We start from the raw sequence: 12864 nt of genomic DNA, 5'->3' as shown, positions 1-12864 counted from the left end.
TGTAGCGTGCCAAGACAAAGATAACATGCCTTTGCCTTGGCATAAAGCTAGGTTACTTACCAGCCATTTTTGTTTCAGCGTTGGCAGCCATCAAAGCAAATACCGCGTATGCAGCGGTGTTTTGTTTCAGTTTTTCTGGATCGACTTTATCCAACGTATCGTCAGCAGTGTGGTGGTAGTCAAAATAATCTGTACCCACCTGATGTAAATCGAAAATCGGTGCCGATGTAGTTTGTCTTAAAGGGATCAGATCAGGCCCGCCACGCGCTTCATTCTTGCGAATATATTTAACGCCTAGCGGTTTTAGTTGCTCGGCAATCGCTCGAACCACAGGTAACGATGCGGCATTTACATTTGATTCAAATGCATATACGACATCTGCGCCAAAATCAGATTCTGCAGCAGCAACAATATTACCTAGGCGTTTTTCATAATGCTTGAAGTACGCTTTTGCTCCCCATAGACCCAATTCTTCAGCGGCGAATAGGACAACACGGATACTGCGTTCAGGTTGGGTATGATCGGCAATGTGTTTTGCAGCAGCCATAGTCAGTGCAACGCCTGCACCATCATCCAGTGCGCCAGTTCCTAAATCCCAAGAGTCGAGATGACTGCCAAGTAGTACATATTGCTCAGGGTATTTAGTGCCGGTGATCTCTCCGATGACATTATAGCTTGTGCCTTCGCCCAAATCTTCAGTTTGAATATTTAGCTCCACTTTCACAGGGTTACCCAAGGCTACTAGACGTGCCAGTTGATCGGCATCTGGGTTGGCAACAGCGGTCGCTGGAATTTTCGTGATGCCTTTGGTGTAGTGGCTACCACCGGTGTGGGCAAAGCGGTGATGACTGGTACTGACAGAGCGCATCATATAAGCAATGGCGCCTTTTTTAGCTGCTTCAACAGCGCCTTTGTTACGTGCTTTCACGGCTGGACCATATCCATTGCCATCAATATCGCGATTCATTCGATAGTTTATAAAGGCAATTTTACCTTCAAGACTACCCGCAGGCGCAGCTTTTAGTTCATCAAAAGTCTCAAATAATACCACTTCACCTGTCAGGCCTTTTTTCGGTGTACTGATACTGTTACCCAAAGCAGTAAGATGAAGGGGTTGTTTACTTGGTGTCAAGATAAACCCTGACTCATGATAACGGCGCCACTCTGGAAATTTGGAAGGTTCCAACCACACTTTGTCAAAGCCTAGTTGTTGAAACTTTTGTTTGGCCCACGCGACTGCCATTTTGTCATTTTCAGTGCCGGGAAGGCGTGGACCGACTTCAGTGGTGAGAGATTCGACTAATTGCCAGCTAAGATTGCTGTTATGGGCGTGTTCACGCACTTTTTCAACCATCTCTAGCTCAGCTTTTGTAAATTCTTGTGCTTGAGCAAGTTGGCTCGCACACAGTGTCACAAGCGGAAGTATGCTGGATTGTATCAGCGTACGAAATGCATGTTTCATGATTAATCCTTGATAGATAAAATGAGCTTCATTTTGACATCGAAGCTTTTTGATTAAAACGTTAATAAGATGAACTGCATGGGCACTCGCTGTAGATAAGTTGTATTTATGCAATGATGACCCGCCATCTTGGCTAGAATGCTTAGGGGATATGGTTGTATACCTAGGTAGTAGATGTTTGTTAAAATTACTGCAATTTGATTTGTCAGGACATTCATGTGAATTCGCTATTTTCTCATCTTTCTTTGCGCTCAGAGCTTATGGAGGCACTATCCAAAGCGGGCTTTAGTAAAATGACGCCAATTCAGGCCCAAGCTTTACCCGAGCTTCTAGAAGGTAAAGATGTGGTTGCGCAAGCAAAAACGGGATCTGGTAAGACGTTGGCATTTAGCTTGGCAATGTTGCAACAGCTCAAGCCGGATGTGCAGCTAACACAAGGTTTGATCCTTGCGCCAACCAGAGAGCTGGCCTCGCAAGTAGCGCAAGAAGTGCGCAAATTAGCTAAGTCACTCGCAAATGTGAAAGTACTGACCATCTGTGGCGGAGAGCCGATTGGGCCGCAAATTAGCTCTCTTGAGCACGGTGCGCATATTATTGTTGGCACGCCAGGGCGTATTGAAGAGCACCTTTTTAAAGGGACTTTAGATCTCACCCAAGTCAGCCATTTCATCTTAGATGAAGCAGATCAAATGCTCGAAATGGGCTTTATTGATGCCATTGAAAACATTGCTGTGTATGTGCCACCAACACGTCAGACGATGATGTTCAGTGCAACTTACCCAAAAGACATTGAGCAGCTTTCCGGTCGTTTTATGCAATCACCAGCTTTGGTCAAAGGTGAAACAGAAACACTTAATAAGCAAATTAAGCAGCAGTTTTTCGCATTAAAGAATAATAAGTTACGCTTCAACACTTTGAAGCTGTTACTTCTACAACATAAACCAGAAAGTTGCATTGTGTTTTGTAATACCAAAGTAGAAACCAAAAAGTTGTACAGTGAATTACAGCAAACGGGGCTGCAAGTGGTTGTCTTGCATGGTGATCTCGCTCAGATAGAACGACAAAGAATGCTTTTGCGGTTTGCCAATAAAAGTGCCTCTGTGTTGGTTGCAACAGATGTGGCTGCAAGAGGGTTAGATATCGAAGATATTGATATGGTTGTGAATTATCATATGGCCCTTGATCCGCAAACACATGTACATCGGGTAGGGCGCACTGGTCGAGGTGGCAAGAAAGGTTTTGCTTGCTCACTGTATGGAGAAAACGAAAAGTTTAAAGTTACCCAGTTAAGTGAATTGTATGAACGAGAGTTTAACCCGTCACCAACACCTCCATTGAGTCTGTTAGACAAGCCAGTATACAAGCCAACCATGGTAACTGTGATACTCGATGTGGGCAAAAAGCAAAAGATTAGAGCGGGCGATATTGTCGGTTGCTTAACAGGAGAGAACGGTATTGGTTCTGCACAGATAGGTCATATTTCGGTGCAAGACAATCAAGCATATGTAGCGATTTACCGTGATGCAGTGAAGCCAGCAATTCGCAAGTTACAAACAGATAAAATAAAAGGCAAACGCGTTAAAGCAAAGCGCTTAGTTTAATTACGTTAATATGAGCGGTTTAAAGTGTGCCCTTAAGCTGCTCATACTCTTGTTTTAGTTGTTGGAAGGTCGCGGTACAACCGCCTTTGTCTGGATGATTGGCAATGGCTAATTGTCGCCAGCGCTTTTGCAACTGAGTGGCTGTGTATTGAGTGGGAAGTTGCCACTTAATTTGTAAGTTGGCTCTATCCTTATCGGTCAATCGTGCAGGTGTATGTAGGTATTTTTGCCAGAAGTCACTCAATAAAGATTCAACCTCTTCTTTTGTCGTTTCATAATTGTTCCAATCTAAATAATACGCTTTAAGTGGATCTCTTGTCTCTAGTGGCTGAGCATCTAGGTTGAGGTCAATTGGCTGTGTGAGCTGTATATGAATATCTAGGTTTGAGACATGTAAAGTATAACCGCAAGTATGCAATTCATCTTGTAGCTGATATAGCGCATTCATGATTAAAAAGTTTTTCTTAAACAACTCTTTATGAGGGTCTGGATCTAATATAGGCAGCGCTTTATTAGACTTCAGCTGAGTAGCGAGATCATGGATCTTTAAATGCTCGCCAGTAGTGATAATTTCAAAAATAGCATCAAGTAATGGGTTGGTCATTGTTCGTTCTGTAAACATAGTGTATCTTCATTGCCTAAGATATTGTTGATGAAATATTACGCTATTGCAAATTAGGGTTAACACGGATGGCATTAATAAAGACATGTTGCATGTTGATAGTGATACTGAGTTTAGGTATTCAGGCAACTGCATCACAGCCTTTAAGTGATATACGGTCACTGGAGCAGCAAATGGAAAATATTGCTCAGCTAGAGCGTTGGCAAGAGCAAAAAATGGCCGCGGAGCAACTACTGAGTCATCCTCAATTGGTGTCAGAGCAAAGAAGAGCTTTGTTAAAACAAATGGGGAAGCTTGCCTTTGAAGCAGGGCATTTGAATGATGGTATTGGGTACTTTAAAGAGCTAGAGCTTGCGGTTAACGCAGAGCACTCCCCTGAATTGCTGTTTCAGGCAATTAAAATGCAAGGAATTGGCTGGTATCACTCCGGTGGATTTGCCGCGTCACAGAAAGAGTATGCCAGAGCACTGATCCTTGCACAATCACACATGCCGGCAATAGAGATTGCGCATATTCAAAATAATTTAGGCTTGTCGTATTTGAAAATGCATGACTTAGTCAATGCATTGTCTTCCTTTACGCAGGCGTATTCACTTTATCAAACACATGGCAATGAGCAGGACGAAGCAGATATTATCCTAAATATTGCTGGTGTGTATATTCGCTTACTGCGCTATGAAAAAGCGGAGGAATTACTTGCTAAAGCAATCAAGCTTTTTAATGAGCTTTCAGACAGTTATGGCCTAGCGCTCTCTCAAGCAAACTTGGGGGTGGTATATACTCAAACAGGGCGCTATGAAGAGGCACGTGTGCTATTGCAACAAGCCGTCGACTACTATGAGGCTGCAAATGATATTAAACACTTGTCATACGAATATACCAACTTAGCAAAAGTCAGCGTTGCCCTCGAAGAGGTAGAGCGAGCGGAAGCAGAGGTGAATTTTGCGGTTTATTACGCAGAAAAATCGGGAAATTTATCTAATATGTCAGAAGCGTTGCACGTGCGGGCACAACTCGATTTAATTAATGGTCGCACCTTATCTGCTATGGAGTCTTCACAACGCAGTATGGAAATAAGTAAAAAGTTAGGTGCAACTTTACGTGAGTACAAAGCGATGTCGTTACTTGCGTTGGCCAAATCTGCTCAGGGGGAAACTGCACAGGCACTGTCCATATTGGCAGAATATAACAAAGGGCGTGCTGAGCTGTTAAATCAAACCCTATTAGAAGAAGCTGAAAAGTACCAAACTCAATTTGAAGAAAGTGAGTTGAGTCGAGAATTGGCACAATTGAAACAGGATCAACAACTTCAAGTGCTGAAGCGGCAACAGCAACAACAGTTAATTTGGATGAGTTGCTTAGTTATTGGCTTTGCATTTTTGGCTTTGGTTGCATGGTATCGGCGCAGTATCGAACGCAAAGCCAAATTGGACCTTCGTCATGAAGTCGCACAGCGTACCGCAGAATTACAAAAAACAGCAGATCAGCTGCGAAGTGCTAACCAGATAAAAAGCCAATTTTTAGCCAATATTAGCCACGAGATCAGAACACCACTTACCGCTATTCTTGGCTATAGTGAAAACATGCTACGTGAAAATCAGGGTAACATTGAGCTAAAGGAGCCACTGGAAGTGCTCGTGCGGCAGGGGGAACATTTAAAGGAGTTAATTAGCGATGTGCTGGACCTTAGCAAAATAGAAGCTGAGCAGTTAGAACTGGAGATGACAGAGTTTAATGTTGAGTCATTGCTAACTGATGTCACCGATATGTTCCATCACCCTTGTATGGAAAAGTCCCTCGAACTGATCGTTGACCACCAGTTAGATAGCCCGTGTCTGGTCTGCTTAGATTACGTTCGGGTCAAACAAGTACTTATCAACTTATTGAGCAATGCGATTAAGTTTACCCGTGAAGGTCATGTTGAATTAATAGCGGAATACTCTGAGAATGGACTACTATTTACGGTAAGTGATACGGGCATAGGTATGCCTCAATCGCAGCTAGATAAGATTTTCGACTACTTTCAGCAAGGCGATAATAGTATTACAAGACGTTTTGGTGGCTCCGGGTTAGGGTTAAGCCTGTCACAGCAACTGGCAAATATGATGGGAGGGACAATCCGGGTTGTCAGTGAGCAACATGTAGGCAGTCAATTTTCTTTTTGGCTGCCATGTACGCGTTTGAATGCATCAAGCTATGCGGTATCAGAGCGGATACCACAAATAGGGCTAGGAGCGATGTTTAATGGCGAAGTGTTAGTGGCTGAAGACCATGATGATAACCGCGCATTGTTCGAGCGGATTTTACGTCAGCTAGGTGTTAAGGTTGAGTCCGCAGTCGATGGGCGGCAGGCGGTTGAAAAGTGCCTGAGCAGCTTTCCAGATTTAGTGCTTATGGATATACAAATGCCTGAAATGGATGGTTTAGAGGCTTTAAAATTATTGCGTCAAGCCGGGTTTGAAGGGCCTGTCTATGCGTTGACGGCAAACGTAATGGAACACGAGATCAGTTATTATCTGGATTATGGTTTTGATGGCCATCTAAGTAAACCGATTGAACACAACAAGCTAGTTGAGGTATTGCATGCCGAGCTGGGTGAATACGTTGAAAAGTTCAATGATACAGATATGAGCTTGGATATGACGGATCTAAAACAGAGCTTTGCTTCTACTCTAGAACAAGAGCGCTACAAGTTAATAGATTTGTGGCAGGAAAATGACTATGACGGGTTACAGTACCACTGTCATAAAATAGCAGGTGCGGCATCCGTATTTGGTTTTACACCAATTGCAGATATTGCGAAGCAGTTCGAACAAGCATTAAAAGAGCAAAACAGCGCACAATACCAAGACTTATTTTTGATTTTGTGCGATGAGCTTAAAGTACAGTCCTATTCAGAACAGTTCGATATCACTTGATTCTTGATCTTCCTCGATGTGCATCGTTTGCGCTTTTTCAATACTGGTTGCAGGCTGATGCGCACGACTTTTATCAACTCGAGGATCTAAATCTGGTTCGGGCGTTTCGGTTTTAAATATACTCAGCTTTTCGTGGATGCTTGAAGACAAATTCAGTAGGTCCTTGCTCGATACAGCCTGAATTTTAGAGCTAGATAATGCGTCAGAGTTGAGCTCAACCATGGACTCAATACTTGATTGAGCCTCGTCCGAAACTTCTTTTTGTTGGGATACCTGAGTATGAATGCTGTGAGACATAGCGTTAATATCTAACATTGCATGCTCTATTTGATCCACTTCTCTGGTTGACGCCTCTGATAATTGAACTGTTTTATCTGTTTCTTCTAAAGCGAGCAACATTAAAGAGTGGGCGCTATCTGTACCCGCTTGGATCTTGCTGACCATAGTGCGTACTTCCTGCGTAGATTGGCTTGTTCGAGCAGCTAAGTTTCTCACTTCATCTGCAACAACTGCGAAACCACGCCCTTGCTCCCCTGCGCGTGCAGCTTCAATGGCGGCATTTAATGCCAATAAATTAGTTTGTTCGGCAATTGAGTTGATGACATCTATCACGGCACTAATTGAATCGCTATCTGCTTTTAACACTTCAATTTGTTGGCTAGTTTGACGAATATGGTTAGCAAGGCTGAGCAAGCTTTCTTGGCTTTTATCGGTATCAATTCTCGTTTTCTTGACTGCTTCGGTTGCGCTTTCGACAGAGTTGTAGATTTTTTCTAGGTTCTCATCCAGCTCTCTGGAAACAACTAACATACGGTTTATCGATTCAGCTAAATCTGCACCATGTGCATGTTGAATAGTTGCTTTTTGAGTCATGGAAGCGTACGTATCCCTAAGGTCATCAGCCATAGGACCCAACCTAGCCGAGCAGGTATACACTTCGCAGATCAAATGCTCTATGGTTGCGAGTCCGGCATTGAGAGCCAAACAAGCTGGGGGGAGCTTTTTATCTTGATCATCAAATCGGTAAGTTAGGTCAATGTGAGTTTCTGATAGCAGCGCATTAATTAGGTCATCAAGATAATTCCCCTTATTGATGTACTTTGAAATCGTGAAATAAATAAGCACGGCGCTAAGGAGCATTAAGGTACATAAGAGAAGTGTGGCTGTTAAAGTAAAATCAAAATAAACAGCGCAAAGTACTGTGATAACAATGTTGGCGCACGTGGTACTAATGACACCGACGTTTAAACGCATATACTTGATACTCCTTTCTATGAGTTTAAAAACTAGAAACTTTTTCCAATTAGATTAATAGGTATAGTCTAAATTAGAGCTAAATCCAAGTTGAAGAAGGGTAAAAAAAAACCTGCCGAAGCAGGTTTTTTCTATTTGCGTTTCATGGAGTCAAAAAACTCATCGTTTGTTTTACTCATTGAGAGTTTATCGATTAAAAACTCCATCGCATCTATTTCACTCATTTCATGTACAATCTTGCGTAAGATCCACATCTTCTGTAGTTCATCAGGCTTAGTCAGTAGTTCTTCACGACGTGTACCTGAACGGTTGAAGTCTATTGCAGGGAATACACGCTTTTCAGCAATCTTACGATTTAAGTGCAATTCCATGTTACCAGTACCTTTAAATTCTTCGTAGATGACTTCATCCATCTTAGAACCAGTATCAATAAGTGCTGTTGCAATAATGGTTAAGCTACCGCCTTCTTCTACATTACGTGCAGCACCGAAGAAACGCTTTGGCTTATGTAGTGCGTTAGCATCAACACCACCAGTCAATACCTTACCAGAAGAAGGAATAACCGTGTTGTAAGCACGTGCCAAACGTGTGATTGAATCAAGTAGAATCACCACGTCTTTTTTATGCTCTACAAGGCGTTTTGCTTTTTCAATCACCATTTCAGCAACCTGTACGTGACGGCTCGCTGGCTCATCGAAGGTTGAAGCAACCACTTCACCTTGTACTAAACGCTGCATTTCTGTTACTTCTTCTGGACGTTCGTCGATCAGTAGTACCATTAATGTCGCGTCTGGGTTGTTGTAAGAGATAGACTGCGCAATGTTTTGTAGCAACATTGTTTTACCAGCTTTTGGTGGTGCAACGATTAGTGCACGTTGACCTTTACCAATTGGTGAAGCAAGGTCTAAAACTCGAGCTGTGATATCTTCAGTACTACCGTTACCACGTTGCATAACTAAACGTTCATTCGCGTGAATTGGCGTTAAGTTTTCAAATAGGATCTTAGTTCGAGAGTTTTCTGGCTTATCAAAGTTGACTTCATTTACTTTCAACAGTGCAAAGTAACGTTCGCCATCTTTAGGTGGACGGATAAGACCGCTAATTGAATCACCAGTACGCAAACTAAAGCGTCTGATCTGACTCGGCGATACATAGATGTCATCCGGCCCCGCTAGGTATGAAGCTTCGGAAGAGCGTAAAAAGCCAAAACCGTCCTGGAGAATTTCTAAAACACCGCCGCCATAGATGTTTTCGCCGCTCTTTGCGTGCGCTTTCAAAATCGCAAAGATTATATCTTGTTTTCTTAGACGGGCTACGTTTTCGAGTCCCATTGACTCGGCAAGTTTTACAAGCTCATTTATTGACTTGTCTTTAAGTTCGCGTAAATGCATATTGGTGGGTTCTTTAATTAACGTTGTCTTCTCGTCGCACGAGGGATTGAGTTGATATTCGATAAAAGGTTAGTGGCTCTATAAGTTAGCAGCTAGCTAGCGAGTCGTCCAGTCTTTATACAAAAAATAAATCCATTTATCTTTCAGTTGTCGCTAGTCAGCAAAAGTAAAAACCCAAATACGCAGTATTTGGGTTTTTAATATTTTTTTAAACGTTTTCGTTTAAGAACTCAACCAGTTGAGATTTAGATAGTGCGCCAACCTTAGTTGCAGCAACTGCGCCATCTTTGAAAAGAAGTAGCGTAGGAATACCACGAATACCAAACTTACCTGGTGTACCAGAGTTTTGGTCTATGTTCAGCTTGGCAATCTTCACTTTACCATCAAATTCATCAGCTACTTCATCAAGAATTGGCGCGATCATTTTACATGGACCACACCACTCTGCCCAAAAGTCCACAAGAACTGGGCTTGTTGCATTTAGTACGTCAGCTTCAAAGCTATCGTCAGTTAATTGAATTATTTTGTCGCTCATTACGTTCTCCGATAGAAATTTGGCGAATTATTTAGTGCGTATTTAAACACTCTTGTTTCTTATTGCAAGTTTAAACGTTATGCTTTATTGCTATGACTAAGACACATTTGACCAACACGAAATTTTCAGACTTTGCTTTAGCACCGGAAGTGGTCGCCGGTTTAACAGCGAATGGCTTCGAATATTGTACGCCAATTCAAGCAAAGTGTATGCCTTACGTATGTGAAGGCAGGGACATTGCGGGTCAAGCGCAAACAGGAACGGGTAAAACATTGGCGTTCCTGACAGCGACTTGTCATCGTTTAATGCAATCGCAACCAGAGCAGCAAACTTCGGTACAGCCGCGTGCCATTATAATGGCTCCGACACGAGAGCTTGCAATACAAATTCACAAAGATGCTCAAATCATCGCACCGCACTGTAATTTAAAACTAGGACTAGTATATGGTGGCGAAGAATATGAAAAACAACGGGCACAGCTAGAAAAAGGTGTTGATATTTTAATTGGCACTACGGGAAGGCTCATTGACTTCTATAAACAGGGGGCTTTTAACCTAAATAGTATAGAGGTTGTTGTATTAGATGAAGCAGACCGTATGTTTGATCTTGGTTTTATTAAAGACATACGTTATTTGTTTAATCGCATGCCTGGTACGCAAGATCGCATGAACCTACTTTTCTCTGCGACGCTGTCTTATCGAGTTCAAGAGTTGGCATTTGAGCACATGCACAACCCGGTACATGTTCAAATAGAACCTGATGTTAAAACTGGCAAACGAATTCAAGAAGAATTATTTCAACCCTCACAAGAGGACAAATTGCCTTTACTTTTAACGCTAATCGAGGAAGAGTGGCCAGATAAAGCAATCGTGTTTGCTAATACCAAGCATAGTTGTGAAAACGTGTACGAATGGCTAAAAGCTGATGGGCATCGAGTTGGCTTATTAACAGGTGATGTGAATCAAAAGAAGCGGTTGTCAATCTTAACTAAGTTCACTAAAGGTGATTTAGATTTGCTTGTAGCAACAGATGTTGCTGCTCGAGGATTGCACATTCCTGAAGTCAGTCATGTATTTAACTTTGATTTACCAGATGACAGAGAAGACTACGTACACCGCATTGGGCGTACAGGGCGAGCTGGTGCTTCTGGGCATGCAATTAGTTTTGCGTGTGAGCAGTATGCATACAACTTACATGAGATAGAAGAGTATATTGAACATGCTATTCCCATTTCTCACTACGATAAGTCTGCACTTCTGGATGATTTAAAAGCGCCAGTAAAGCAGCATCGTAGAAACTATCCTGCTGGTCAAAGGAAGCGTGGTAATTCTAGACGTCAAGGTAATTACCAAAAGTCATCGCCTAAGCACAGTTAAAAGCAGTAAAGGTAAGTAGAGGTTACAAGCGTGGGATACAACTCACCACTAAATAATGTATATGCCGTCATTGATTTGGGCTCTAATAGTTTTCATATGCTTATTGCAAAGCACATGGCAGGGGGAGTCCATACAATTGGCCGAGTGAAACGCAAAGTTAGGTTAGCTGCCGGGCTAAATGAACAAAATGTTTTATCACAAGAAGCGATGGAGCGTGGGTGGGAATGTCTGTCTTTATTTGCTGAGCGACTGCAGGATATTCCAGCGCAAAATATAAAGATTGTTGCAACAGCGACATTGCGCTTGGCTGTGAATGCTGATGAATTTAAACAGCGAGCACAAAGTATACTGAACCATAAAATAGAAATTATTAGTGGTGAACTTGAAGCTTGTACGATCTATAAAGGTGTGGCCCATACATCGGCATGTCACGGCAAGCAACTGGTTGTGGATATTGGTGGCGCAAGTACAGAGGTTGTCATAGGTAGAGGCTTTGATGCGGAGGTTTACCACAGCCTGAATATGGGATGTGTTACTTACCTAGAAAAGTTTTTTAAAGATGACCAGTTAAGTGAAGAAAACTTTGCCAGCGCCATCGCTGCGGCAAAAAATACAATTGCTCCTCATGTCACCGCATTTCAACAGGTTGGTTGGGAGCTCGCGATAGGCGCTTCGGGTACGGTACAGGCAATTCAGGAAATTTTCTCGGCACTAGGTCTAGATGAATATCTATCACTGGACAAGTTATACGATATCAAGGCGCTTGCGAGCGAATGCAAAACAATCCCACAGCTCGACCTCCCAGGGTTGAGTGAGGAAAGACGCTTAGTATTTGTATCAGGCCTCGCAATTTTAATTGCCTTGTTTGAATCTTTAGAAATTGAATATATGGGTTTGGCGGGCGGTGCACTGCGTGAAGGTGTATTGTACAGTATGATTGAAGACTTGAGTGTTGCGGACATTCGAAAGCGTACTCTCAACTGTTTTATGGCACGTTACCATGTAGATAATTTACAAGCACAGCGAGTTTTTGAAATTAGTAATGGTTTCTTAAAGCAGCTACAAGGGTACTGGTCTGTAGACATGCGTTTTGGCAGTGACGCGCTTAAAGCTGCATCTGTGATGCATGAAATTGGCTTATTGATCGACTTCAAAGAGTATCACCTTCATAGTGCATATATACTGAATAATAGTGTAATGCCCGGGTATACACGTGCGCAAAAACAGCTTATTGCGGCTTTAGTGAGCTGCCATCGTCTTGATATAGATACCGATTCGTTTTCTAAGTTGGGTGTTAATCAACATTTAGCGGAAGTCTTGATCCGATTGCTCCGCATAGGTGTGATTTTATCTATGCGTCGACAGGATGATGTTTTACCAGAACTATTCCTGACGGCTTCAGAGCCGGAAACGCTGACACTCACGATGCCTAAAAGTTGGTTAGATGCACATCCTCTTATGTGCAGTGAACTAGAACAAGAAGCGCGATACCAAGAAAAGTGTGGGTGGCTTCTAAATGTAGAAAGTGAATAGCTTTTTGTTCAAAAAACAAGCTGAAATCACGTGTTTTGGTTGTGTTTTGTTCTGTTGAGCGTTTTTTTGTATTTTTATCAAAAAAACGCTTGCGTCAATCTCAAATCCCCCTATAATGCGCACCCACTGACACGGAACAACACGCTGAAAAGCAAGAAGCAAAGTGAAGGTC

General features: G+C 42.5%; 9 protein-coding genes. 4 read left to right on the top strand and 5 right to left on the bottom strand.

The window, feature by feature from the left end; translation table 11 throughout:
- Positions 1-52: 52 nt before the first annotated feature.
- Entirely contained in the window at positions 53-1462 is a 1410-nt protein-coding gene (locus J8M00_RS21460) for a M20/M25/M40 family metallo-hydrolase (RefSeq protein ID WP_211012520.1), read from the bottom strand.
- Between the two features lie 218 nt (positions 1463-1680).
- Here J8M00_RS21460 and dbpA point away from each other — a divergent pair, with 218 nt between their 5' ends.
- Entirely contained in the window at positions 1681-3063 is a 1383-nt protein-coding gene (dbpA, locus tag J8M00_RS21455) for an ATP-dependent RNA helicase DbpA (protein WP_432652287.1), read from the top strand.
- 19 nt (positions 3064-3082) lie between these two features.
- Here dbpA and J8M00_RS21450 read toward each other — a convergent pair whose 3' ends face one another.
- The gene (locus tag J8M00_RS21450) at positions 3083-3685 is read right to left on the bottom strand and encodes a DNA-J related domain-containing protein (protein WP_247687504.1); all 603 of its coding nucleotides are present in this window, start codon (positions 3683-3685) and stop codon (positions 3083-3085) included.
- Positions 3686-3777: 92 nt separating this feature from the next.
- On the opposite strand from J8M00_RS21450, the gene J8M00_RS21445 reads away from it, so the two are divergent.
- Positions 3778-6603, top strand: a complete 2826-nt coding sequence (locus tag J8M00_RS21445; RefSeq protein ID WP_211012519.1) for a tetratricopeptide repeat-containing hybrid sensor histidine kinase/response regulator — start codon at positions 3778-3780, stop codon at positions 6601-6603.
- Here the strand turns inward: J8M00_RS21445 and J8M00_RS21440 are convergent.
- The 3 genes from J8M00_RS21440 to trxA all read right to left on the bottom strand — a co-directional run bounded on the left by J8M00_RS21440 (position 6580) and on the right by trxA (position 9783).
- Positions 6580-7857 carry a methyl-accepting chemotaxis protein gene (locus J8M00_RS21440; RefSeq protein WP_211012518.1) on the bottom strand — a complete coding sequence of 426 codons (1278 nt, stop codon included), beginning with the start codon at positions 7855-7857 and terminating at the stop codon, positions 6580-6582. The two genes, J8M00_RS21445 and J8M00_RS21440, sit on opposite strands and share 24 nt — an antisense overlap.
- Before the next feature lie 131 nt (positions 7858-7988).
- Positions 7989-9248, bottom strand: a complete 1260-nt coding sequence (gene rho, locus J8M00_RS21435; RefSeq protein ID WP_023399073.1) for a transcription termination factor Rho — start codon at positions 9246-9248, stop codon at positions 7989-7991.
- A 208-nt stretch (positions 9249-9456) separates the two neighbouring features.
- A complete protein-coding gene (gene trxA / locus J8M00_RS21430) occupies positions 9457-9783 on the bottom strand; it encodes a thioredoxin TrxA (RefSeq protein WP_211012517.1) in 327 nt (108 codons plus the stop codon).
- A 92-nt stretch (positions 9784-9875) separates the two neighbouring features.
- On the opposite strand from trxA, the gene rhlB reads away from it, so the two are divergent.
- Positions 9876-11159: an ATP-dependent RNA helicase RhlB gene (gene rhlB / locus J8M00_RS21425; protein ID WP_211012516.1), complete on the top strand. Its 1284-nt coding sequence runs from the start codon at positions 9876-9878 to the stop codon at positions 11157-11159.
- Positions 11160-11189: 30 nt separating this feature from the next.
- Positions 11190-12692 carry a guanosine-5'-triphosphate,3'-diphosphate diphosphatase gene (gene gppA, locus J8M00_RS21420; protein ID WP_211012515.1) on the top strand — a complete coding sequence of 501 codons (1503 nt, stop codon included), beginning with the start codon at positions 11190-11192 and terminating at the stop codon, positions 12690-12692.
- Positions 12693-12864: the final 172 nt, after the last annotated feature.

The sequence above is a fragment of the Pseudoalteromonas luteoviolacea genome, from assembly GCF_018100925.1.
Taxonomy (GTDB): domain Bacteria; phylum Pseudomonadota; class Gammaproteobacteria; order Enterobacterales; family Alteromonadaceae; genus Pseudoalteromonas; species Pseudoalteromonas obscura.
The sequence above is the reverse complement of the archived record's forward strand: the minus strand, read 5'-3'. Positions and strand labels throughout refer to the sequence as shown.